Raw genomic sequence first — 18,810 nt, forward strand, 5'->3', positions numbered from 1 at the left:
TGGATATGATAGTAGTAATCGACGACGAATATTTTTTTGCTATGCGATTAAAAAAAGAACTAAAAAAATATTATAAAAATGAAAAAATAAAAATTTTAACAAGCTTTGATTTTGAATTTCTAAAAAATAACGATATTGAGATTCTTTTTCTAGACATTGAACTTGATGGGGAAAATGGCATAAAAATGGCGCATCAATATCGCGAGCAAGGGTATGAAAATACTTATATAATTTTTGTTTCTAGCCACGACAATTTCGTATTTGATACTTTTGATGTAAAACCGCTAGACTTTATTAGAAAATGTAACTTAAAAAACGATCTTGAAAAATGCATAAAATTAATCGATCGAGAAAAAAGAAGAAAAGAACAAACCGTTATGATAGACAATAAGTTAGTAAAACTAACAGATGTACTATACATCGAATCTAGAGGTAACAATGTAGATTACATAGGAGCCAATGATCATATAATTTTAGAAAGACGGATAAAACTTTCTGACGTAGAAAAAGAACTTGAAAAATATCATTTTATAAGGTGCCACAAATCTTATATTGTTAATGCCGCTAACATTACAAAAGCTCGTACAAGTTATGTAATTATTAATAATTGTGTTAAAATTTCAGTCAGTCGGAGCGAGCAAAAACATTTTATGGACAAGTATCTGGATTATTATATTGCGAAAAAAAAACACTTAAAACTATGTTAATTTTCACAAAAACACGTCGTTCATCCCAAAATAATGAATTTTTTAGCAAAAAATGCTAAATTTTAAGTATAAAGAAAATATTTTTGGGAGGAAACAAAAAATGAAAGAGGAAACATTATATGTAGAAGAAATTATAAAAATGCTACATGCATTAACACCAAAAAATTTAAAGGAAGTATATTTAATTATAGTTCGCTATTATCTTAAACAATTTCAAAAAATAAAAAAATGAAGCGTTTATTCTGCTTCATTTTTTTTTATCGATTTTTTTTGCAAACGTTTGTAAAAAATTTTTTATATGCTTTCTCTCATCCTCGCTAGCACTTAGATACGTTTCTAAAAACGTACGATCTGCTTCATCTAAATTAAATTCCTGCACGATTTTATCAAGCTCTGTCTCAGGAAATTTTAAAAACATATCCCCAATCCCGTGCTTTAACCACATTGGATCAACGTTAAAAGTACTACAAATCAACATTATAGTTCTTTCAGAGGGGTTATTAACATTTTTTTCAATGGAATTTACAGAACCGCGTTTTATCCCGATTTGATTTCCAAATTTTTCCATGCTTAGATTTAACGTTTTTCTAAGCTGTGCTATTCGATCATTTACAGTGCACACTTTTACCATCCTCCTTTCGTATATATAATACATCAAAATTATTAAATTGTAAATTAAAATTACAATAAATGTTGACTTTGTAATTTTAAAGTGCTAATATGTAATTGTAAAGAACGGAGGTGACTTTTATGACAGAACAAGAATACCAAAAACTAAAAAAACAGATTATTGAAATGAGCGCTGACATAGAAAAAATTAAAAAGCATGATTCCAAAATTATGGCAAGATTTAACGATACTATGGAAGACTATCACGCAGGATATTGCGCAGGTTACAAAGCTGGAAAAGAAATTGCCAATCAAAACATATCAACTTAGAAAGGAGGAAGCTATGGAAAAAGAAATTAATGTAGAAGTAAAAATCGAAAATATCGATGAACAAATTGATAAAGCTGAAAGATTAGTCCAATTATTAAAAGAAGCTAAATCGTTGGCGGACGAATTAGCTCATATTGATTTAAAAGTTAATATTTAAGTTTAAGTCAATTTCATTCTTACATATAGGACAAAAACTTTTACCAGTTGGAACATTGATTTTTGCTCCACAATGGGGGCAAGTAACATCATATTTTCTTTGATGTAATGCATTTGTAGCTTGTTGTTTCATTGCTTTTTCAAGTTTACGTTTATCTATGTTAAATTTTACCGACATTATTATACACCTCCTTTCAAACTAATTATAACACGAGGTGAGACATAAATATATTTTTTTAAGGGGGTGAGAAAGATGGAAAATGCTGTTAAAGTGATTATAGATAACAAGATGATTGAAGATATTATTGTGCAGTCATTTAGAAACTCTATGCCACAGGTTAAAGTTAATGATGAAAATTTAAATAGTGTTAATTCGGAAACTTTAAAAAAGATGCTGGGTATAGGCCAAAAGGCGCTTGATAATTTACTAGACTCAAAAATTTTAGAACCCATAAAACTGGGGGATGGCTTTAAATACCCCCTATGGATGATTAAAGAATTTCAAGAAAATTATAGAGGTCAGGATTTATCTACTTTTGAGAAATGTAAACTTGCAAAAGAGAAAAAAGCCGCTGCGGGAACAGCGACAAATAAAATTAAACCATCTTTATTATAAAGGTTAATTAGGAGGAAGTCAAAGTGAAAGTACTGTTAAAAATTGACAGTAGCGAAGCGACTGGTAAATTTAGTCTTCTTAAAACGCTGTTTGAAAACAGTGAATTTGAAGTTGCTTTAATCAAACAGAAAAGAGAATCTATGAGTGGAAAAACAGTTGCTCAAAGCTGGATCCAGATTGAGAAGAAAAATGGATAAACTGTCCGCCCGCGGAGTATTTACAGTCGTAATTATTATTATTCTTGCTGGATTTATCACGGCGGGATTAATAGAAAAATTATTATAAAGGAGAGAAAAAATGGAACAGATTATCATTAAAAAGAATGTAAGCAATAAAAAAAGCATGATTTGGAAACCGTTAATGGTTCCAATTGAGATCTACGATCAACTGCAGACACTGGCAGAAGATACGGGGATTTCAAAAGGGTATCTTGCTATAAAATTATTAGATTTTGCTTTAAAAAGAACAGTAGTGCAGGAGGAGGAAAAAGACTAATGGAAGTAAACGTAATTATTGGCCTTGACGCAGATACGAAAAGTATAGCACAGAAATTTTTAAAGATTTTAGAAGGAAGCACACCTATACATAAAACTGCATCACCGGAAGAAATATCAGATGTCAGGATGGCAGAAGTACAAAAGGAAGAAACCACAGAAGTACAAAAGGGAGAAACTACAGAAGAAACTGTTGAAGCGCCTGTAGCTGATTACACAGCATTAAGAAAGGAAATCAAACAGCTTGGCGTTAAATTGGTTCAAGCCAAGAAACAAAAAGAAGTAAAAGCCTTAACTACAAGATATGGTTACAGCAAGATAGATGAGCTTCCTGATGACAAGTTAGAAAGCTATCTTGCTGAATTAAAGGAGATTTAATATGAATCATGCAGGTAGAAACCATGCACTGTTGAGCGCAAGCGGAGCACACAGATGGCTGAACTGTCCGCCATCTGCGATGCTTGAGGCAGAGCTTCCAGACAGTACAAGTGTCTATGCTATGGAGGGAACTCTTGCACATGAAATATGTGAAGTTAAACTAAGAAGCCATTTAGGGGCCATGGCTAAATCAGCTGTAACAAGACATCTTAACAAGCTTAAAAGGGATAAGCTTTTCGATGAAGAAATGATTGAATATGCAGATGGCTATGTCGATTACATAATTGAAAAGACAAGCTCTAATGATGCTGTCATTCTCGTTGAAGAAAGACTTGATTTCAGCGAATATGTTCCTGAAGGATTTGGAACTGGTGACTGTATCATCATACAGGATGGAACATTAACTGTCATTGACTTCAAATACGGAAAAGGTGTACCAGTTTTTGCTGAAAATAACCCACAAATGAAACTGTACGCACTTGGTGCAATAGAGATGTTTGGGTTTATATATGACTTCGATAAAGTGGAAATGTGTATCTATCAGCCACGTATCAGCAATATCAGTGAATCTGTGATGAGTGTTAAAGATCTTACCGAGTGGGGAAATTGTACAGTCAAACCTACTGCAGCAATTGCAATTGCTGGTGGGGGAGAATTCAATGCCGGAGAACACTGTACTTTCTGCAAGATGAAGAACAGATGCAGAAAACTTGCTGACTATTGTCTTGAAACCGTCAAAGAAGAATTTGAGGATCTTGACGGGAATCTGGATAAGTCACTGTTAGAACCTGATGATATTGCAATGATAGTTGGGCGTATCAAGACGGTTCAAAACTGGCTCAAAGATGTTGAGTCCTATGCGATCAACGGCATGCTTGAAGGGAAACTTGAGGTTCCCGGGTACAAGGTTGTGGAAGGCAGAAGCAATCGCAGATTTACAGATCAAGATAAGGTTATTGACATACTTCTCGCTGACGGCTATCCGGAATTTGTCATTTATAAGCCTAAGGAACTAGTCGCTATGACAAATCTTGAAAAGCTCATCGGGAAAAAGAAATTCCATGAGTTAATTGGCGAATATATTGAAAAGCCAAAAGGCAAACCAACACTTGCCCCGGCGAGTGATAAAAGACCAGTCTATACGACTGCTGATGATTTTGAGGATGAATCATGATGAGTCAAGAAGAAAAAATAGAGATGACCAAACAAAGGATCATCGAAGACAGGATACGTGGAAATGAAGAACGTATCCACGAATACAATAAACCTAAAAACAAAAGAAAGAAGCCGCTGAGGCTTCTTGATACGACACCTAACTTCTTCGTTGGTGCAAACGACAGAGGTTTCTGTGTCATGCACCTTGAAGCTTTCAGAAAGCTTTCAAAATCAAAACAGGAAAAATTAATTAATATGTACAGATAGAGGAGAAACACAATGAGTAGAATCAAATTAAATAATGTAAGAATCAGTTATGCCAATGTATTCAAGGCACGTGCTATGCAGGAAGGTCAAGAAGAAAAATACAGTGCACAGTTCATTATCCCCAAGGACCATCCACAAATCAAGGAGCTCAAAAAGGCTATTTATGAAGTTGCGCGTGAAAAATTTCCTAAATTGGTCAAGGACAATAAGATCCCGGCCAAACTGAAAACACCGCTTAGAGATGGCGATGAAGAAAGAGAGGACGACTTGGAAGTTTATGGAGGAATGTATTTCTTCAATGCCAACAATTCAAAACGTCCAACTGTCGTTGACAGAGACAGGTCACCTTTAGCTGAAGATGACAATGTTATCTACAGCGGGTGCTATGTCAATGCAATCTTAGATGTATTTGCGTTTGACTCTCACGGCAACAAAGGTGTTGCAGTAGCCTTAGGCGGCGTTCAATTCAAAAAAGATGGAGAAGCATTAGGAGCTCGTGGGGTCAATTCTGATGATTTTGACGAAGAAGAGCCAGAAGATGATGACTATGACATCTAGGGTTCTTCACATCGATATCGAAACATACTGTGAGCTCGATCTAACGAAGGTGGGTGTGTATGCCTATGCATCGCACCCTTCATTTGAAATACTGCTTTTTGCCTATGCCTATGACAATGAAAAAGTCAGATGCATAGATATGGTCAATGATGAGTTTCCCGATGATCTTCTTGAAGATCTGCAGGACCCGTCTGTTGTAAAGGCTGCGCATAACGCACAGTTTGAAATGACATGTATCGGAGAATATTTCATGATTGACATTGATCCAAGACAGTGGGTATGTACGATGGCACTTGCCATGCATAATGGACTTCCTGGGTCATTGAATAATCTGGGTGCAGCCTTGAACTTTGATGAACAGAAGATGAGTGTAGGAACACTGCTCATCAATTATTTTTCAAAGCCATGCAAACCTACAAAGTCAAATGGCCATAGAACAAGGAATCTGCCAAGACATGACATGGCTAAGTGGGAAACATTCATTGAATACTGTATTCGAGATGTTGAAGTTGAGCAAAAAGCGTATGAGATACTGAAGGATTTTAAACAGCCTGATTGGGAAAGAAGTGTCTATATACTTGATCAGGAGATCAACAGAAGAGGCATCATGATTGATCATCGTCTTGTAGCTAATGCAGTAGAAATAGACAGTACTATAACACAGGGTTATATAGATGAGCTGAAAACAATTACAGGATTATCAAATCCCAACAGTACGGCTCAGTTCAAGCAGTACCTTAATTCAAAAGGACTTGAAGTCAAGTCATTTACAAAGAAAACAGGACCAGAACTTTATGAGAGTGTAACTGATCCAGAAATAAAGAGAGCTATACAGCTCAAGCTTCTTCTTGGCAAGACTTCAACCGCTAAATATGAAGCAATGGAAAGGGCAGATAATGGAGATCATAGAATAAGAGGATTGTTTCAGTATTATGGGGCCAACCGTACAGGCAGATGGGCGGGACGTCTCGTTCAGTTGCAGAATCTGCCACAGAACCATTTAGACGAGCTCGACATGACAAGAGAACTTGTCAGGGACAATGACATTGAAACTCTTGACCTTCTTTATGAAAGTGTGCCGGATACACTGTCACAGCTTATTAGAACAGCTTTTATTGCAAAAGATGGTTGTAAATTCATAGTAGCAGATTATTCATCTATAGAAGCAAGGGTTATCGCATGGCTTGCAGGTGAAAAGTGGCGCATGAATGTTTTTAAAAATAATGGCGATATCTACTGCGCTTCAGCGAGTCAGATGTTCAAGGTACCTGTTGAAAAGCATGGAGTCAATGGCCATTTGAGACAGAAAGGAAAAATCGCGGAACTTGCTTTAGGCTATGGTGGCGGTCCTGCAGCACTCAAATCGATGGGTGCATTAGAAATGGGACTTAAAGAAGATGAACTTCCTAAACTGGTCAAGATGTGGCGCAATACAAATAAACGCATCACTTCATTATGGACAATGGTCGGCAATGAAGCTATAGACGCCATCTACCAGCAGACAGTAAGAAGAAGAGTAGAACATATCGTATTCGCCTATCGAAAAGGGCATCTTATCATAAAGCTCCCTTCTGGAAGGAAGCTTTGTTACAGAGATGCAAAGATCGTAGATACAGATAAAGGAGCCAAGATCCAGTACAAAGGGATGAATCAGACATCTCGCAAGTGGGAGCTGACGGATACGTGGGGCGGTAAACTCGTAGAAAATATCGTACAGGCCATATCACGTGACATCCTTGCTCAGGCCATGCTCAGACTTGCTGAAGCAGGATATGACATAGTTGGCCATGTGCATGATGAAGTGATCATAGAGGCACCTGCAGGTGCAGAAGTTAAAGATGTATGTTCGATTATGTGTGAGCCTGTAGAATGGGCTCCTGGGCTCATATTGAACGCTGAGGGGTATGAAACTCCTTACTACAAAAAAGATTAAACGGGGGGTAAAACCATGATGAATGATATACAGCTGGATGTAGCTGTCGGAAACAGCAGAAAACAGAAAACATGGAAGAACAAGCAGATGTACTGGTCGGAGCTGGTAGAGAAACTATCCGGTACTGTTCGTACCCCTGAAACATTAACAGACTATAAGAAAATGACTAAATCAAAGCAGGATGATATCAAGGATGTTGGAGGGTTCGTTGGAGGCTATCTTGTCAAAGGAAGTCGAACGAACGTCAAATACCGTCAGGTCGTTGCACTTGATATCGATTTTGGTGACATGACCATATGGGATGGATGGAGCCTGCTTTATGGCAATGCAAGCTGTATTTATTCAACGCACAAGCATGAGCCCGCTCATCCAAGATTGAGACTTATCATTCCATTAGACCGAAAGGTAAGTCCAGATGAATATCAGGCGATTGCAAGAAAGATTGCAGATAATCTTGATATCAATGCATTCGATGATACGACATATCAGCCACAGAGACTGATGTACTGGCCAAGCACATCATCTGGTGCGGATTTTGTATTTGAGTCCATAGACAGCGATTTCTTAAGCGCTGATGATGTTCTTGGGGAATATGAAGACTGGACAGATGTTACGTCGTGGCCATCAAGCAAAAGAGCAGGAGATGCTGTTAAAAAGGATATCAGAAAACAAAAGAACCCGCTTGAAAAAAATGGCGTTGTTGGTGCGTTCTGTCGAAGCTATACGATTGATGAGGCTATTGAAGCATTTATTGATGATTATGAACCATGTGACGTAGATAACAGATATACCTATACAAAAGGAAGTACATCAGCCGGTGTCATTACCTATGATGGAATATTCAGCTATTCTCATCATGGAACAGATCCTGCAAGCGGTATGCTGTGCAATGCATTTGATCTCGTACGGCTCCACAAGTTCAAGGAGCTTGACGAAGACGCAAAGGAAAATACACCAGCTAACAAGCTTCCAAGCTATATAGCAATGGAAGAATTAGCCACTAAGGATAAGAAAGTAATAAAAGAAATAGTAAAGGCTAAAAACAGTATTATCGAAGAGTTTGAAGATGAGGTAGACTGGGAAGAAAAACTGCAGGTTACAAAGCAGGGCGCTGTTATCGGCAACTACTTCAATATCGAATTAATTTTGAATAACGACCCTTATTTTAAAGACAAGCTGGGATATAACGAGCTGTCTAAAAGATTCTATGCATTACGCGATTTGCCATGGCGCAAGATACATAAATGGGATGCTGAGCTGACTGATAACGACGATGTCTATATTCGTTCATATCTTGATAGAAAATACAGCATAACCGGCAAAGACAAGATATTCGATGCGACAGTCAAAGCATGTCAAAAAAATTCATTCCATCCGATTAAAGATTTTTTAGAAAGTCTCGAATGGGATGGTAAGAAAAGAATAGATACCTTACTAATTGATTATTTTGGGGCCCGCGACTGCGAATATGTAAGGGCGGTGACGAGAAAGACGCTTTTAGCAGCAGTTACCCGGATCTATAGGCCCGGCTGTAAGTTTGATACCATGCTTACGATTATGGGTGCGCAGGGCTGCGGAAAATCTACTTTCGTGAGAAAACTAGCTGTTAACTGGTACACAGATTCTATCAAGGACATTAAGACTAAAGATGCATTAGAAGGATTGCAGGGCATCTGGATAGTTGAGTTCAGTGAGTTAACGGCAATGAAAAAAAGTGATGCTGAAACAATTAAATCATTTTTGTCAGGGACTACAGACCGTTTTAGGAAGGCATATGGGCGCAGGACTGAAAATTATCCCAGACAGTGTATTTTCGTCGCCACAACGAATGAGAGTGCGTTTTTGAGAGACAAAACCGGTAATCGCAGATACTGGATAGTCAGCGGTAATGTTAAAGGTAAATCAAGAAAAAATGTGTTCGATGATCTAACAGAGGGGGAGGTTAAACAGATATGGGCAGAGGCCAAGTATCTGTACGATAATTCAACAGAATCGCTGTTTTTAGATGAGGAATTAGAGAGAGCCGCTAAAGAAGAACAGGAGTTCTTTATGATGGAGGACCCTAATGAATTAATTATAAAAGAGTATCTGGATAGGCTGCTACCCGACAACTGGGATGCTATGGACCTGTATGATCGTCAGGATTTTATTAATTCTAATAAGACAGGAACTGTACAAAGAACCAAGGTATGTTCGGCGGAGATATGGTGTGAGGCGCTTGGATATGATGATACTAAGAAATTAAATGCTTACGAGATAGCGAGTATTAATAAGATAATCGAGAGTACAGGTACGTGGGAAAAACAGAGAAGTCCGATGAGATTCAAGATATATGGACCAAAACGGGGGTATAAAAGAGTGAACACCTAGAGCAAACAAGATGTAATCACAGTCGATAAGTGTTCACCTAAGTGATAAACAGGATAAACACATAATAAATGGGTGTTTATCAAGGTGTTTACCAGGCTAGTCCTATACGGGGCAAGGCTTTCAGGGGATTGGTAAACAGGTAAACATTAAAAACATATATAGTGTTAAATATTAATATAAATTATATAAAATACACGCCTAAACGCGATATGTGTATACGCGTGCGCGCGAGACGATGTTTATGTAGAGAGGAGATAAGATTAAATTGGCATGGAACAGTAGAACCAATAACAAACCAGAGAAAGAAATAGAAGACTATCTTGTCGAAAGCATCAGGGATCTTGGAGGGATGTGCCCCAAATGGAACGCACCAGGTACAAAAGGGGTCCCTGACAGAATCGTGCTGATGCCAGACGCAATGATATGTTTTGTCGAAACCAAACGAGAAAAAGGCGGACGGATCTCTCCAATGCAGACATGGAGAGCAAAGCAGCTTTCGCAGTATGGGTTCAAGACATTTTTCATCAACACGAAACAGCAGGTCGATAATCTGGTAACTGGTCTTATGAAAGGCGAGATACCAGATGAAGTTTAAGCCATATCCATACCAGAAGAAATCAATCGATTTTATTCTTGAACACAAACGATGCGGGCTGCTGCTGGATATGGGGCTTGGTAAAACGATCAGCACACTGATAGCTGTCGAGGAGCTTATCTACAGTCGCATGGAGATAGAGAAAGTACTTGTGATAGCGCCAATTAGAGTTGCAAAAAGCACATGGTCGGGTGAAATCGAAAAATGGGATGAGATAGCACATCTAAGATATTCCATAGCAGTTGGAACTCCTGCAGAAAGAAAAGCTGCATTAGAAGCAGCTGCGGATATATATATCATCAATCGTGAAAATGTGACGTGGCTAGTGAACAATCATCACTGGGATTTCGATATGTGTGTCATTGACGAACTCTCCAGTTTCAAGAACAATCAGTCAAAAAGGTTCAAGTCGTTACGAAAATATATCGGCCGATGCAGCAGAGTTGTCGGGCTAACAGGAACACCTGCACCAAATGGGCTGATGGATCTGTGGGCGCAGATTTATCTGATTGACCAGGGAGAACGTCTTGGAAAGACGATAACGCAATATCGACAGAGATATTTCAAGCCAGGACGATGCAATGGATATATCGTTTATGACTATGTGCCGCTCCCTGATGCGGAAAATACGATCTACAGTCGTATAGGTGATATCTGCATATCGATGAGCAAAGAGGATTATCTGGAAATGCAAGATGAGATATTCCACGATATTGCAGTAGAACTAAATCCAGCTGAGATGAACTATTACAAAAGACTTGAAAAAGATGCGATCATCGAATTGGGTCAGGATGATGCAGTACTTGCAGGCAATGCAGCTGCAGCATGCAACAAGCTTCAGCAGATAGCTAACGGCGCAGTCTATACTGAAAATCATGATATCGTGAGTGTTCATGATCACAAGCTTGATGTACTTGAGGATCTCATAGAATCAGCGAATGGGCAGCCAGTAATCGTTTTCTATCAGTTCAGACATGACAGAAAGCGTATCATGAAAAGATTTGATACATATGAGATCAACAGTGATGAAGATATCAAAAAGTGGAACAGCGGAGAAATACCTATACTTCTTGCGCATCCGGCTTCTATCGGGCATGGTCTCAATCTGCAGTATGGTGGACATATCATCATCTGGTTTGGGCTTACTTGGTCATTGGAGCTTTATCAGCAGGCCAATGACAGACTTTATCGCCAGGGTCAGGACAAAACAGTACTGATCTATCATATCGTGTCAAAAGGAACCATTGATGAAAGAATACTGAAGGCAGTTGCAAACAAGGAAAAAACACAGGAGGCGCTTATGGATTATGTTAAATCAAAAATCATTGAATATAATATTTAGAGGCAGAAATTATGGGAAAACTAACAAGATATGACATTACAAAAGAAAAATTAAGAGTTGGCCACAAGTCATGTGGCTGGACTCTGATAGAAAAATATGAAAGATTCAATCTGTGGCAGAGAGCCAGCGGTATCAGGGAATGCTTCTGCAAGAATCAAATCCCTAATATCAACAGCAATCCGTCATTGATTGATGTGGAGGTGTAAAAAAATGGACGTTATGGAGGAAATAAAAGCTGATATGGAAAAAATCAGCAAGAAGGTACCTAAGAAAGTCGTTAGAAAACGTAAATGCAGTAGTAAAAATGACATCATGATCAAAAGAGTCATAAGAGCACTGCATACTGATGATCCTGATGTGATAGCAAAGAAGATAACATCATCTACGAATATACTCAATCAGACTGATTTCAGCAATTACGATGATGTAATCGATTATATGAAGCATAGAGGCAAGGACTTATGAAAACGAAGGAATATATCTGCTATGACAATCGTACAGATGAAATATTGGCAATGGGTACCGCAAGAGAATGTGCTAAGCAGTTAGGAATGAATGTAAGCTCATTCCATTCACAGAAGACAGCATTCAAAAATAGAAATATACCTGGCAAAGCCAGAAGAAATGTTCATTTGGACATTTATGAAGTAGAGGATGAACGTTAAGAAAAGTTAATGTTTTAGTATAGGAGGAAAGGTATGAAACGAAAATGTTCAATGTGCGGTGAATATATGCAGATTGATAATTTTAGATTTATGAGATCACAAAACCGACATAACAGCTATTGCAGGGAATGTGGACGCTGGTATCAAAAGCATTATCACAGGACGTACAGAGCTAGAAAAAAGAGGTGAACAAGAAATGCAAGAAACATTGCTAATACTTATCGTGCTTTTACTGCTAGTAAGCGGGTTCTTCCTGCTAGATGAGCTGGAGGAAAGATATAAGGAGGATGAGAAAGATGACAGAAAATAAAATGGAAGAAATTGAAAAACCGATTCTTACTAATGACGAAAAAACATACTTAGAAAGCGTTTTGAAACCGTTTAAAATCAAAACTCTTAATATCACAAAAGTTACCGATGATATTAGAGAATATATTTTTGTTGAAATGAATGGCTATTTTGGAATTGAATATATACATCTTCCATTTTTTCAAAAAGGAACAATGTACAAAGGTATGGTATTAGGAAAAGAATATACTATAAAAGAATTGGGATTATTTAAAGATGAATAAATATGAAGAAGCATTAGACGAACTTTCGTTTCGAATTTTGAACAAGTAATAGATTGGAGTGAGAAAAAATGACAGCACAAGAAATGTTTAAAAATCTTGGATTGGAACTTTATGAAAAAGCACCTAAAAATGTAATATGGTATGTTACAGAAAATTATAACAGACATAATGGCGCTTACTGGAGAATAGTGTTTCATATTTTTGACCAGACATATACGATATGGAGCGATCAAAAGTGTATAGATTATGAAGTACATATCGATACAAAAATACACGAAGCTATACATCAGCAGTTAATAGAATTGGGGTGGATTAAAAAATGAGTTTGACTAAAGAAGAATATATGATTTTTTGGCCAAAATGTTCTAAATGTGGTTCGTTAGTTGGACAACAAATGAATTGCTGGAAAGAGTGGTTGAAATGTACATAAGTGAATTTTGGTGCGGAGTAGGTGCAACCCTAATATGTGAATTGGCAATGCTAATTTGTTATGCGGTTTATTTTGATAAAAAAAGAAGCAGAAAAAAGAAATAGGAGGTTGAACATTGATCTATAAAATACACACATTACCCGTTCTACGTAACGAAATTAAGATGTACAACGCGTTAAAGTATGAACGGGATAAAATAATAGCAGATTACGAAACGCCTCTCAGAGAGTTCAAAAATAAGCTTCTCGAGGTCGAAGAAGAATTGACACTTGTAAAAAGCCCGGGAAATGGAGATGGGCTTGGAGGCTATGTCCAAGACAGTTTAGAAAGATATAATTATCTAATCGATAAAAAAACAGAGCTAGAGATCAAGCAAGCTAAATACATAGCAGAAAATAGAAATCGGTATATAAAAGAATATTTTAATTTAAACGAGCGGTTAGAAACTATAGAATATTATTTAGAAAAACTAAATAAAGAAGATAGAAATTTTATTATCGATTTTTACATTAGCGCTACCAGCAAAAATGAGGTAATGGATAACTACAATATCTTAAATATTAATTCACTATACAGAAAAGCGAATAATATTTTATTAAAAATGCTTTAAAAAAAGCATTTTTTTTGGTTTATGTATAAGATTCTCCCTGTCAAGTATGGTACTATGTTAATGTGGTCTTTTAGAAAGACAGCACTATTATAATTTCATTTTTATAATTCCTTTCTTGAATTTTAGATAACAGCAAAAAAGCCTTACCTCTCCCAAGGCTTTTTTTGTTTTTAGATAAAGCGGCACCAGCTAGTCAATAACGCCTCCCCTTTGTATAAATATAATTTGTTTCTATGGTGTCGCTTTATGCGAGAATAAATAAAATAACTTAGTATACGAAAAGAGGTGGTGGTGATATGACTTGAAAGAAAAATATGAATTAGCAGTTGTGGATTATTTGGATGGAATGAAATATAAAGACATTGCAGTTAAGTATGAAGTTTCTCTTTCTACTGTCAAGTCATGGTCCCAGAGATATCGATGGAGAGATAAAAAAAGCGCAAAAAGTATGCGTACAAAATCAAAAAGTATGCGTACAAAAAAAGTATGCAAAGAAATAGCAACCGAAATAGTTGCTAAAGGAGAGCTGGATGAAGAGAAACAGCTCTTTTGTATTTACTGCCTGAAATACCACAGTCAGGTCAAGGCATATCTTAAAATAAAGCCCGATGTCACATATGCAAGTGCAATGGTAGGTGGAAGCAGATGGTACAATCTGCCAGAGGTTCAGGAGGAAATTAAAAGGTTAAAAAAAGAAATATATGCTGAGGCACTTCTTGATCCACATGATATAGTCCAAAAGTACATAGACATCGCTTTTGCTGATATTACAGATTATGCAACTTTCAAAGATGGATGGGTTGCTTTAAAAAACAGTGAAAAAGTAGATGGAACACTTATTCAGGAAGTTAAACAGGATAAAAACGGGGTAGCTCTTAAATTCAGTGACCGTTTAAAAGCGCTTGAATGGTTGTCAAAACACATGAATATAGCAACTGATGAACAGAAAGCCAAGATTGAATTACTGAAAGCACAAACAAAATCAATTGTTTCTAAGAATGATGAAGTTGAAGAAGAATATGAAGATGATGGCTTTTTGAATGCATTAAATGGTTCTGCGAAAGAGGACTGGGAAGATGAAGAAAAAGAAGATAGCGACATTTAAGTTCAAACTATTTTCTAAAAAGCAGCGTCAGGTACTGAACTGGTGGTGTCCTGACAGTCCAGTAAAAAATAAAGATGGAATCATTGCTGATGGTGCGATTCGTTCAGGAAAGACAGTTGCAATGTCTTTATCGTATGTTCTATGGGCCATGACTACATTTAATAATCAGAACTTTGGAATGTGTGGAAAAACTATTGGTTCATTTAGAAGAAATGTTCTGTTTTGGCTAAAACTGATGCTTAAAGCCAGGGGATACAAAGTTGAAGATCATCGTGCCGATAATCTTGTTATTGTTAGAAGAAAAGGCATTAAAAACCATTTTTATGTTTTTGGCGGAAAAGATGAACGTTCTCAGGATCTTATTCAAGGTATTACATTGGCAGGATGTTTTTTTGATGAAGTTGCTTTGATGCCAGAGAGCTTTGTTAATCAGGCTACTGGGCGTTGTTCAGTTGATGGGTCAAAATATTGGTTTAACTGTAATCCTGATGGACCTTACCACTGGTTTAAAATTAACTGGATAAATAAAAAAAGAAACAAGAACCTTATTTATCTGCATTTTACGATGGATGATAATTTAAGTTTGTCGGAGCGTATAAAACAACGTTATCGTTCAATGTATTCAGGTGTATTCTATAAACGTTACATTCTTGGAATATGGTGTGTGGCTGAAGGTATTATTTATGATATGTTTGATGCTGCAAAAAACTGTTTTGATACAGTAAAGGACCTGATCAATGATGAGGACAGTAGATATGTAAGTTGTGACTATGGAACCCAAAATGCCATGGTCTTTTTGCTTTGGGAAAAATCATATAGAGGCAAGTGGTACTGCACTAAAGAGTACTACTATTCAGGACGCGATAATGGAAAACAGAAAACCGATTGGGAATACGCAGATGATCTGGGAAAATTCTTAGATGGTAAAAAAGTAAGACAGATTATTGTAGATCCTTCTGCAGCATCATTTATAACTGAACTTAGAAAGCGCGGTTTCAATGTACGTAAAGCTAAAAATGACGTTGAAGATGGTATCCGTGTTGTTGGAAGTGCATTAAATTTAGAACTCATATATTTTCAAAATAACTGCATAGAAACTTTAAAAGAGTTTGCCAGCTATACATGGGATACTAAAGCTGGTGAAAGAGGTGAAGACAAACCAGTCAAACTACATGACCACTGTATGGATGCAGTCCGTTACTTTGTTTATACAATATTAAGAAAACAGCTTGGAGGTGTTTAAATGGGGCTGATAAAAGCAATAAGGAAGGGAGTGATAGCTTCACGTATGGCAAATGAAACTAATGAATTAAACGAGGAACGTGTAAAAGTTTTAATTAATGAGTTTATCGATTCAAATAAAAAAAGATGGATGGATACTGGAGAAAGATACTACAGAGTAGATAATGACATAATGAAGCCTTTAACAAAGGAGCAGCGAGAGGATTATAAAGCTCATAATCAACTGGCTCATGCCAAGTACAAAACGATGATCGATGAAAAAGTTTCTTATCTTCTATCTAAACCATATACACTTGACCATCCCAATAAAAATTATTTGGAATCCATTAAACCAATTTTAGAAAGCTGCAGATATACTATATTTAAACTGGGATATGAGTCTTCTAATAAAGGCATTGGCTGGCTCCAGGTATACCTTGATGAAAAAGGAGAGTTCAAAACAATGATCATTCCCTCAGAACAGTGTATCCCAATTTGGCGTGATAGAAGTCATGAAGAGCTAGATTATATGATTCGAGCTTATAATGAAATAGTGTGGCAGGGAAATATAAGAGTTCCAGTTACTGAAGTTGAAGTATGGTCTACTCAAGATGTTAAATATTATCGGCTTATTAATGATTTGCTTGTTCCTGATCCGCATAAAATGCTTGATGAATACAATGGGCCAACTGCACATTATCGAAAAGATGGAGTGTGGACAAACTGGGGACGTGTCCCTTTTGTACCATTTAAGAACAATATCATTGAATTTCCTGATATTAAATTTATCAAATCTTTGATAGATGGTTATGATCATTCAAGAAGCGAGACCGCAAACTATGTGGATGATGCAATTAATTATTTAGTGTTTGTTTATGGATATGGTGGCGGTGACAAAGGAAGGTTTATGCGCGAACTGAAAGAATATCGAATGGCGTTATTGGATGACAAGTCCGAAGGAGGTGTTGATATTGCTACTCCACCAACTGATGTTACATCCATAAAAGAACATTATGAGCAATTAAAGCGAGACATATTCGAAGATGGTCAGTCAATTAATAAAGATTTAGATAAGTTTGGTTCAGCTCCTTCAGGAGTTGCGCTTAAATTTTTATATTCTGGACTTGAACTTAAAGCAAATGCAATGGCGCAGGAGTACCAGGAATCTTTTAAAACATTACAGTATTTCATTAATCATTATTTAAAAGAAAAAAATAAGGCGATAGATGAAATACCAATTGAAATAACTTTTAACGTAGACATGAAATCAGATGAAACTGAAACTATTGCAAATTGTAGTAATTCAAAGGGAGTAATAAGTGATGAGACTATTCTTGCTAACCACCCGTGGGTCAAAGATATTGGAAAAGAGCTAAAAAAGATAAAAGAACAAAACGATTATAATAATCCTTTTAAAGATAAAGTTCCTATAAAAGAAGATGGCAACAATGAAGAATAGTGCTTATTGGGAAAAAAGACTAGCCAATGTTGTATGGGATTCTTATAATTCACTTGAAGAGGAAAATATGGCGCTTTTGGACCATTACAACAAAACAATGAACAGCATCCGTTCAGAACTGATGAAACTGGATGAATTAAAAGAGCTCACACGGAGTGAAAAATATCGTCGAGAGCATTTAAAATCACTTCAGGACCAAATACTCAGAGAGTGTGAAAAACTTGGTGAGAGTGTTGAAAAAGAAATGCTTAAAAATGTTTCTAAGCAGATACAGAATATTCATGAAACAGCGTTTGTCAGTATCAGTGATGAAAAGTTTTCAAGATTGTCTAAAAATGTGTGTAAGGATATAATTAATACACCCTGGCAGGGGTCATCATTTTCACAAAGGTTATGGAAAAATACAGGAAAATTAGCAAATGAATTAAATAATATTTTATCTGTCGGTATTACAAAAGGTGAAACCGTTGCGGAAATGGCTTTTCAGCTTTCCAATAGAATGAATAAGGATATGAACATTTGTCATCGCCTCGTACGTACTGAAACCATTAATTCACTCAACAGAGCTTCAATGAGAGGATTAATAGATGCGGGTATTGAATATGTACGATGGTGGGCTGCTGAAGATGAACGTACCTGTAAAACATGTGGAGCAAATCACGGTAAGATTTATCCGATTGATAAAGCACCTAATCTACCTTGTCACCCTGGATGCAGATGTACATGGCTGCCAGTATTTGAGGATGAAATTACAAAAGAAGATATTCAGCATATATATGATCTGTCAAATGATGAGATGTATGCAATGAATCAGTATATTTCTAGTGAGTCATATAAAATAAATGATATTTTAAGACGAGGGAAAAATTTAAGTGAAAGTATAAAACAAATGAGTGAAAATCTTGATACTGCTTTGGATAAATTGGATAATTTTAAGGGTGATATTACAAGATCATTAATTATTAATAATCCTTATGTATTAGAATCTTTTTTGCAAAAACACGAAGTTGGTAAGATCGTAACATATCATGAATATCTATCAACGACTTCAGGTGAAATTTATAATAAAAAAGGAAATATTCAAATATATATATTAAATTCAAAAAAAGGAAAAGATCTGACACTTATAAATAAACTTGAAAGAGAGGTATTGTATAAACGTGGTAGTTCGTTTAAAGTAGTAGCTAAGGAAGAGAAAAAAGGGAAGGTGTTTATCCTTCTAGAGGAGCTGGATTAAA

At 36.5% G+C, this 18,810-nt stretch carries 27 protein-coding genes; 25 read left to right on the forward strand and 2 right to left on the reverse strand.

From position 1 onward, the window contains the following. Positions 1–5: 5 nt before the first annotated feature. Together OC535_RS00745 and OC535_RS00750 are read left to right on the forward strand one after the other, a co-directional pair. Positions 6–707 carry a LytR/AlgR family response regulator transcription factor gene (locus OC535_RS00745; protein ID WP_498822921.1) on the forward strand — a complete coding sequence of 234 codons (702 nt, stop codon included), beginning with the start codon at positions 6–8 and terminating at the stop codon, positions 705–707. 100 nt (positions 708–807) lie between these two features. Beyond that, entirely contained in the window at positions 808–939 is a 132-nt protein-coding gene (locus tag OC535_RS00750; RefSeq protein ID WP_498822922.1) for a hypothetical protein, read from the forward strand. A 15-nt stretch (positions 940–954) separates the two neighbouring features. Here the strand turns inward: OC535_RS00750 and OC535_RS00755 are convergent, their stop codons facing one another. Then, the gene (locus OC535_RS00755; RefSeq protein WP_498822923.1) at positions 955–1,329 is read right to left on the reverse strand and encodes a helix-turn-helix domain-containing protein; all 375 of its coding nucleotides are present in this window, start codon (positions 1,327–1,329) and stop codon (positions 955–957) included. 128 nt (positions 1,330–1,457) lie between these two features. On the opposite strand from OC535_RS00755, the gene OC535_RS00760 reads away from it, so the two are divergent. Together OC535_RS00760 and OC535_RS00765 are read left to right on the forward strand one after the other, a co-directional pair. Next, positions 1,458–1,646 (forward strand): hypothetical protein, encoded by a 189-nt coding sequence (locus OC535_RS00760; protein WP_498822924.1) that lies wholly within the window; start codon positions 1,458–1,460, stop codon positions 1,644–1,646. A 13-nt stretch (positions 1,647–1,659) separates the two neighbouring features. Continuing rightward, positions 1,660–1,803, forward strand: coding sequence for a hypothetical protein (locus tag OC535_RS00765; RefSeq protein WP_498822925.1), 144 nt, complete (start codon positions 1,660–1,662; stop codon positions 1,801–1,803). Here the strand turns inward: OC535_RS00765 and OC535_RS00770 are convergent. Next, positions 1,786–1,980: a hypothetical protein gene (locus OC535_RS00770; protein WP_498822926.1), complete on the reverse strand. Its 195-nt coding sequence runs from the start codon at positions 1,978–1,980 to the stop codon at positions 1,786–1,788. The genes OC535_RS00765 and OC535_RS00770 overlap by 18 nt on opposite strands. A 75-nt stretch (positions 1,981–2,055) precedes the next feature. Here OC535_RS00770 and OC535_RS00775 point away from each other — a divergent pair, with 75 nt between their 5' ends. From OC535_RS00775 to OC535_RS00875, 21 genes are all read left to right on the forward strand, one after another. Further along, a complete protein-coding gene (locus OC535_RS00775) occupies positions 2,056–2,418 on the forward strand; it encodes a hypothetical protein (RefSeq protein ID WP_498822927.1) in 363 nt (120 codons plus the stop codon). A 23-nt stretch (positions 2,419–2,441) separates the two neighbouring features. Next, positions 2,442–2,615, forward strand: a complete 174-nt coding sequence (locus OC535_RS00780) for a hypothetical protein (protein ID WP_498822928.1) — start codon at positions 2,442–2,444, stop codon at positions 2,613–2,615. A gap of 100 nt (positions 2,616–2,715) precedes the next feature. Further along, entirely contained in the window at positions 2,716–2,913 is a 198-nt protein-coding gene (locus OC535_RS00785) for a hypothetical protein (RefSeq protein WP_498822929.1), read from the forward strand. Further along, positions 2,913–3,290, forward strand: a complete 378-nt coding sequence (locus OC535_RS00790; RefSeq protein WP_498822930.1) for a hypothetical protein — start codon at positions 2,913–2,915, stop codon at positions 3,288–3,290. Before OC535_RS00785 ends, OC535_RS00790 begins: the two co-directional genes overlap by 1 nt. 1 nt (position 3,291) lies before the next feature. Next, positions 3,292–4,464: a DUF2800 domain-containing protein gene (locus tag OC535_RS00795; protein ID WP_498822931.1), complete on the forward strand. Its 1,173-nt coding sequence runs from the start codon at positions 3,292–3,294 to the stop codon at positions 4,462–4,464. Beyond that, positions 4,464–4,712, forward strand: a complete 249-nt coding sequence (locus OC535_RS00800; RefSeq protein ID WP_498822932.1) for a hypothetical protein — start codon at positions 4,464–4,466, stop codon at positions 4,710–4,712. The genes OC535_RS00795 and OC535_RS00800 overlap by 1 nt, the downstream gene beginning before the upstream one ends. A 12-nt stretch (positions 4,713–4,724) precedes the next feature. Then, entirely contained in the window at positions 4,725–5,270 is a 546-nt protein-coding gene (locus tag OC535_RS00805; RefSeq protein WP_498822933.1) for a DUF2815 family protein, read from the forward strand. Then, on the forward strand, positions 5,224–7,203 hold the full coding sequence (locus OC535_RS00810; protein ID WP_498822934.1) for a DNA polymerase: 1,980 nt from the start codon (positions 5,224–5,226) through the stop codon (positions 7,201–7,203). Before OC535_RS00805 ends, OC535_RS00810 begins: the two co-directional genes overlap by 47 nt. Positions 7,204–7,218: 15 nt before the next feature. Continuing rightward, on the forward strand, positions 7,219–9,573 hold the full coding sequence (locus OC535_RS00815; RefSeq protein WP_498822935.1) for a virulence-associated E family protein: 2,355 nt from the start codon (positions 7,219–7,221) through the stop codon (positions 9,571–9,573). Between the two features lie 265 nt (positions 9,574–9,838). Beyond that, the gene (locus tag OC535_RS00820) at positions 9,839–10,168 is read left to right on the forward strand and encodes a PDDEXK family nuclease (RefSeq protein ID WP_498822936.1); all 330 of its coding nucleotides are present in this window, start codon (positions 9,839–9,841) and stop codon (positions 10,166–10,168) included. After that, positions 10,158–11,510 carry a DEAD/DEAH box helicase gene (locus OC535_RS00825; RefSeq protein ID WP_498822937.1) on the forward strand — a complete coding sequence of 451 codons (1,353 nt, stop codon included), beginning with the start codon at positions 10,158–10,160 and terminating at the stop codon, positions 11,508–11,510. The genes OC535_RS00820 and OC535_RS00825 overlap by 11 nt, the downstream gene beginning before the upstream one ends. A 210-nt stretch (positions 11,511–11,720) precedes the next feature. Further along, entirely contained in the window at positions 11,721–11,975 is a 255-nt protein-coding gene (locus OC535_RS00830; protein WP_498822938.1) for a hypothetical protein, read from the forward strand. After that, the gene (locus tag OC535_RS00835) at positions 11,972–12,175 is read left to right on the forward strand and encodes a hypothetical protein (RefSeq protein WP_498822939.1); all 204 of its coding nucleotides are present in this window, start codon (positions 11,972–11,974) and stop codon (positions 12,173–12,175) included. Before OC535_RS00830 ends, OC535_RS00835 begins: the two co-directional genes overlap by 4 nt. Before the next feature lie 33 nt (positions 12,176–12,208). Further along, positions 12,209–12,364, forward strand: coding sequence for a hypothetical protein (locus tag OC535_RS00840; RefSeq protein ID WP_498822940.1), 156 nt, complete (start codon positions 12,209–12,211; stop codon positions 12,362–12,364). Between the two features lie 107 nt (positions 12,365–12,471). Beyond that, complete coding sequence (locus OC535_RS00845) at positions 12,472–12,747, forward strand: hypothetical protein (protein WP_498822941.1); 276 nt, start codon at positions 12,472–12,474, stop codon at positions 12,745–12,747. Positions 12,748–12,815: 68 nt separating this feature from the next. Beyond that, positions 12,816–13,070, forward strand: coding sequence for a hypothetical protein (locus tag OC535_RS00850; RefSeq protein ID WP_498822942.1), 255 nt, complete (start codon positions 12,816–12,818; stop codon positions 13,068–13,070). Positions 13,071–13,292: 222 nt separating this feature from the next. After that, positions 13,293–13,787 carry a hypothetical protein gene (locus tag OC535_RS00855; protein ID WP_498822943.1) on the forward strand — a complete coding sequence of 165 codons (495 nt, stop codon included), beginning with the start codon at positions 13,293–13,295 and terminating at the stop codon, positions 13,785–13,787. A gap of 301 nt (positions 13,788–14,088) precedes the next feature. Further along, positions 14,089–14,892: a terminase small subunit gene (locus tag OC535_RS00860; RefSeq protein ID WP_498822944.1), complete on the forward strand. Its 804-nt coding sequence runs from the start codon at positions 14,089–14,091 to the stop codon at positions 14,890–14,892. Further along, a complete protein-coding gene (locus OC535_RS00865) occupies positions 14,864–16,135 on the forward strand; it encodes a PBSX family phage terminase large subunit (RefSeq protein ID WP_498822945.1) in 1,272 nt (423 codons plus the stop codon). The genes OC535_RS00860 and OC535_RS00865 overlap by 29 nt, the downstream gene beginning before the upstream one ends. After that, positions 16,136–17,572, forward strand: coding sequence for a phage portal protein (locus tag OC535_RS00870; RefSeq protein WP_498822946.1), 1,437 nt, complete (start codon positions 16,136–16,138; stop codon positions 17,570–17,572). After that, positions 17,562–18,809, forward strand: a complete 1,248-nt coding sequence (locus OC535_RS00875; RefSeq protein ID WP_498822947.1) for a minor capsid protein — start codon at positions 17,562–17,564, stop codon at positions 18,807–18,809. Before OC535_RS00870 ends, OC535_RS00875 begins: the two co-directional genes overlap by 11 nt. Position 18,810: the final 1 nt, after the last annotated feature.

This window comes from Clostridium sp. Marseille-Q5894, assembly GCF_946902305.1.
Taxonomy (GTDB): Bacteria; Bacillota_I; Bacilli_A; order Erysipelotrichales; family Coprobacillaceae; genus Thomasclavelia.

Excerpts from the sequence above, each read along its gene's own strand:
- OC535_RS00745 (WP_498822921.1), top strand. The coding sequence starts at position 6 with ATGATAGTAGTAATCGACGACGAATATTTTTTTGCTATGCGATTAAAA.
- OC535_RS00750 (WP_498822922.1), top strand. The coding sequence starts at position 808 with ATGAAAGAGGAAACATTATATGTAGAAGAAATTATAAAAATGCTACAT.
- OC535_RS00760 (WP_498822924.1), top strand. The coding sequence starts at position 1,458 with ATGACAGAACAAGAATACCAAAAACTAAAAAAACAGATTATTGAAATG.
- OC535_RS00765 (WP_498822925.1), top strand. The coding sequence starts at position 1,660 with ATGGAAAAAGAAATTAATGTAGAAGTAAAAATCGAAAATATCGATGAA.
- OC535_RS00770 (WP_498822926.1), bottom strand. The coding sequence starts at position 1,980 with ATGTCGGTAAAATTTAACATAGATAAACGTAAACTTGAAAAAGCAATG.
- OC535_RS00775 (WP_498822927.1), top strand. The coding sequence starts at position 2,056 with ATGGAAAATGCTGTTAAAGTGATTATAGATAACAAGATGATTGAAGAT.
- OC535_RS00785 (WP_498822929.1), top strand. The coding sequence starts at position 2,716 with ATGGAACAGATTATCATTAAAAAGAATGTAAGCAATAAAAAAAGCATG.
- OC535_RS00790 (WP_498822930.1), top strand. The coding sequence starts at position 2,913 with ATGGAAGTAAACGTAATTATTGGCCTTGACGCAGATACGAAAAGTATA.
- OC535_RS00795 (WP_498822931.1), top strand. The coding sequence starts at position 3,292 with ATGAATCATGCAGGTAGAAACCATGCACTGTTGAGCGCAAGCGGAGCA.
- OC535_RS00800 (WP_498822932.1), top strand. The coding sequence starts at position 4,464 with ATGAGTCAAGAAGAAAAAATAGAGATGACCAAACAAAGGATCATCGAA.
- OC535_RS00805 (WP_498822933.1), top strand. The coding sequence starts at position 4,725 with ATGAGTAGAATCAAATTAAATAATGTAAGAATCAGTTATGCCAATGTA.
- OC535_RS00810 (WP_498822934.1), top strand. The coding sequence starts at position 5,224 with ATGATTTTGACGAAGAAGAGCCAGAAGATGATGACTATGACATCTAGG.
- OC535_RS00815 (WP_498822935.1), top strand. The coding sequence starts at position 7,219 with ATGATGAATGATATACAGCTGGATGTAGCTGTCGGAAACAGCAGAAAA.
- OC535_RS00825 (WP_498822937.1), top strand. The coding sequence starts at position 10,158 with ATGAAGTTTAAGCCATATCCATACCAGAAGAAATCAATCGATTTTATT.
- OC535_RS00830 (WP_498822938.1), top strand. The coding sequence starts at position 11,721 with ATGGACGTTATGGAGGAAATAAAAGCTGATATGGAAAAAATCAGCAAG.
- OC535_RS00835 (WP_498822939.1), top strand. The coding sequence starts at position 11,972 with ATGAAAACGAAGGAATATATCTGCTATGACAATCGTACAGATGAAATA.
- OC535_RS00840 (WP_498822940.1), top strand. The coding sequence starts at position 12,209 with ATGAAACGAAAATGTTCAATGTGCGGTGAATATATGCAGATTGATAAT.
- OC535_RS00845 (WP_498822941.1), top strand. The coding sequence starts at position 12,472 with ATGACAGAAAATAAAATGGAAGAAATTGAAAAACCGATTCTTACTAAT.
- OC535_RS00850 (WP_498822942.1), top strand. The coding sequence starts at position 12,816 with ATGACAGCACAAGAAATGTTTAAAAATCTTGGATTGGAACTTTATGAA.
- OC535_RS00865 (WP_498822945.1), top strand. The coding sequence starts at position 14,864 with ATGAAGAAAAAGAAGATAGCGACATTTAAGTTCAAACTATTTTCTAAA.
- OC535_RS00870 (WP_498822946.1), top strand. The coding sequence starts at position 16,136 with ATGGGGCTGATAAAAGCAATAAGGAAGGGAGTGATAGCTTCACGTATG.
- OC535_RS00875 (WP_498822947.1), top strand. The coding sequence starts at position 17,562 with ATGAAGAATAGTGCTTATTGGGAAAAAAGACTAGCCAATGTTGTATGG.